The sequence below is a fragment of the Mesorhizobium sp. M7A.F.Ca.US.014.04.1.1 genome, assembly GCF_003998745.1.
GTDB classification, from domain to species: domain Bacteria; phylum Pseudomonadota; class Alphaproteobacteria; order Rhizobiales; family Rhizobiaceae; genus Mesorhizobium; species Mesorhizobium ciceri.
The window spans coordinates 1-1,586 of the sequence record NZ_RZRW01000914.1; the positions used below are offsets into that span (position 1 = coordinate 1).

2 protein-coding genes are annotated in these 1,586 nt (G+C 66.8%); both read right to left on the reverse strand.

Going from position 1 to position 1,586, the window contains the following annotated elements; genetic code table 11:
* On the reverse strand, positions 1-756 hold a 756-nt coding region (locus EOA22_RS33055), incomplete at its 3' end, for a FadR/GntR family transcriptional regulator (RefSeq protein ID WP_164756154.1).
* Between the two features lie 3 nt (positions 757-759).
* A partial coding sequence (locus EOA22_RS33060) for an FAD-binding oxidoreductase (RefSeq protein ID WP_164756155.1) occupies positions 760-1,586 on the reverse strand: 827 nt, incomplete at its 5' end.

The window sequence follows — 1,586 nt, forward strand, 5'->3', positions numbered from 1 at the left end:
CACCGGAGACGCCACCTCTGGCACCAGCGCTGCCTCCGCAGCCACGGCCCCATCATGCAGCCCAACCCGCAGCGCCGCGCCCGCCAGATGGTCGCGCATCGCCGCTTGCGCACCCTCCACATCGCCGGCACGGATAGCGGACAGGATGCGCCCGTGTTCGCCGAGCGTGATGCGGGCCATGTCGTCCGATTTCTGCTGGTTGCCGGCGGCGAGGATGCTTTCTCGAACACGCTCGGAAACGAAGCCGAGGAACTGGCCCATGTAGCCGTTGCGCGTCGCCTCGGCGACGGTGCGGTGGAACTCAAGGTCGCTGCGCAGCCAGGCGACGCTGCCATAGGGTGCCGCACGCATGCCGGCCAGCGCATCGTCCATCGCGGTGAGATCGGCCTCGGTGCGGCGCCTTGCGGCAAAGGCCGCCGCCTGCACCTCGAGGATGCCGCGCAGTTCGAACAGATTTCGGAACGAGTCGGCGCGCTGCAGCGCCTCATAGTCTATGGTCAGCACCGTTGGGTTGTTGCCCTCCACCACGAAGGCGCCGCGCCCCTGCTGCGACCAGATGCGGCCTTCCGAGCGCAACCTTGCGATCGCCTCGCGCACCACGTTGCGGCTGACGCCGAAGGTCGTCGCCAGCGCCTGCTCGGTCGGCAGCTGGTCGCCGGGCTTGAGGCGCCCCTGCGCGATCTCGCGCGAGATGGAACTCGCCACCAGGGTGGAGAGATGCGGACCGCGATTGACCTTGTCGAGTTTCAGCGTCATCGCTCACCTATAGTCGACGGCGGATGCGGACGCCAGAATGCGGCCGTTGCTCAGGATATGGCGCGGATCGAATGCCTCCTTGATGCCTGCAGCAAGGTCGAGCGTCACCGGATCGATCCGTTCGAGAAACGCCTTCTGCTTGACCCGTCCGATGCCGTGCTCGGCGCTGATCGAGCCGCCATAGCGGTCGACGACGGCAAAGATCTCCGCCTCGGCCTGCTCGAACAGATGCTCGATCGCTTCAGCGCCCATGCCTTCCGGCGGCACCACATTGAGATGGATGTTGCCGTCGCCGACATGGCCGTAGGTGACGGCCAGCGCATCCGGGCGCGCCCGCTGCAATTCGAACAGCGCGTCGGTGACGAAATCGGCGAGCTTCGAGATCGGCACCGAAACGTCGGTGCGCAGGTAGCGGCCGCCGCGGCCCTGCCGCTCGACCATGATCTCACGATAGAGCCACAGCCGCTCGGCCTGAGCCCGCGTCGAAGCGACGATGCCATCCTCGACGATATCGGCGACGCCGCCGAGAAAACCGAGAAGCATGGCGGAGAGGTCGATCAGCCCGCCGGAGGACACCTCGATCAGCACATAGGCCGGGTAGGGCTTGTTGAGCGGATCGGCAAAATCCTTGCCCTCGCGCATGGTGATCTCGATGCCGCCGCGCAGGATCAGTTCGAACGCGGTCAGCAGGTCGCTGCAGTCGCGCCGCGCCCGCGCATAGAGCGCCATCGCGTCCTCGACCGAGCGCAAGCCCACCAACGCGGTCTCGATCTGCGTCGGCTTGGGGAACAGCTTCAGCGCGGGAGCGGTGACGATGCCGAGCGTGCCTT